Origin of the sequence: Streptomyces sp. NPDC127092, assembly GCF_042722475.1 — a bacterium.
Taxonomy (GTDB): Bacteria; Actinomycetota; Actinomycetes; order Streptomycetales; family Streptomycetaceae; genus Streptomyces.
Genome location: NZ_JBHXFE010000252.1, coordinates 1 through 1,342 on the forward strand (window position 1 = coordinate 1; position 1,342 = coordinate 1,342).

The 1,342-nt window shown below is 66.5% G+C and carries 2 protein-coding genes; one reads left to right on the forward strand and one right to left on the reverse strand.

Going from position 1 to position 1,342, the window contains the following annotated elements; genetic code table 11:
* The first annotated feature begins 310 nt into the window (after nucleotides 1-310).
* Entirely contained in the window at nucleotides 311-658 is a 348-nt protein-coding gene (locus ACFWJO_RS39440) for a MerR family transcriptional regulator (protein ID WP_378496413.1), read from the forward strand.
* 25 nt (nucleotides 659-683) lie between these two features.
* Here ACFWJO_RS39440 and ACFWJO_RS39445 read toward each other — a convergent pair.
* On the reverse strand, nucleotides 684-1,342 hold a 659-nt coding region (locus ACFWJO_RS39445; protein WP_386873081.1), incomplete at its 5' end, for an energy-coupling factor ABC transporter ATP-binding protein.

Here is a 1,342-nt window from a genome sequence, read left to right on the forward strand (position 1 = left end):
GTCCTGTCGACATGGTGAGCGATGTTCCTTCTTCTGTGGGGCCGGGCTGATCGGCACCTGTTGTCCCACAGGTCGTCAGTGGCGGCGAAAAGTTCCCGCCGCTTCCCGGGCTGGGCCGGCGATCTCACCCACCTGAGGGCGGCGGACACCTCTCACCCGGTGGCGTAGTGGGTCAGGCGCCCCGGCGCGGGTCTGGGCGATACCGCGGGTGCGGCCTCGTCGTGGCGCACCAGGTGCCGGGCCGGGAACTCGACCCGCCCTCGAACCGACCACTAACGAGAAGACCGCACCCCGTGGAAGGATCGACGCGATGAACAGTGCTCAATTGGCAAGCCGGGCAGGAGTATCGGTTCGCATGCTGCGGTACTACCACAAGGGCGGGGTCCTCGACGAACCACCACGATCGGCCAACGGCTACCGTCAGTACGACACGCAGGATTTGATTCGGGTTCTGCGGATCAAGCGTCTGGCAGCCCTCGGCTTCTCGCTCAAATCGATGCCGCCGCTGCTCGACGAGAACCGCACCCACTCCGCGGATTCGTGGGACGAACTGGACCGCGAACTTGAGGAGGAAATCAACCGGCTCAGCTATCAACGGCACCTCCTCGCCCGCGCCCGCGGCGGGTCGATCACCGTCGATCAGGCACGGGCGTCGTGACTGTCGTCGCGTCCTGACGGCGGCGCTACGACGCCGTCGAGGGCGGCGCGGTCAGAGCAGCGCGCAGTTCGGCGGCGTTGCGAGGTCTCGCATCAGCGCTGATCAACCCGTCACCGGCCAACTGCTGGGCAAGCGCGAGCGGCCAGGGAACGCGCAGACGTGCGGCGGTGAGTGTGTGGGCATCGGAGAGCACCGCTGTGGTTTCGCCCTGGGTGATGGTTCCGTTTCCCACGAGCGCGACCGAATCCGCCCAGTCCAGGGCCAGCGCCACATCGTGCGTGGACAGCAGCACGGTGGTGTGGTTCTTCTCCAAACGTTCGAAGGCAGTGAACATTTCCTCGACCCCGGCCGGGTCGAGACCGGCGGTGGGTTCGTCCAACAGCAGCACACACGGCCGCATCGCCACCGCCCCCGCGGTGGCGACCCGTTTGCGTTCACCGTAGGACAGTTGGTGGGTGGGCCGACGACGTAGATGGTCGATGCCGAGCAACCCGAGCGCCTCGTCGACTCGGTCGGTGACCTCGGAGGTGGTCAGGCCCAGGTTCATCGGGCCGAAGGACACATCCTGGGCGACATCGGTGGAGAAGAGTTGGTCGTCGGGATCCTGCAGGACCAGCTGGACGTTCTGCCGATGCGCACGCAACCCGGATCGGTTGTACCGCAGCGGTTCCTCCTCGACGGTGA

Coding starts and splice junctions, on each gene's coding strand:
- ACFWJO_RS39440 (WP_378496413.1), top strand. CDS start 311: ATGAACAGTGCTCAATTGGCAAGCCGGGCAGGAGTATCGGTTCGCATG.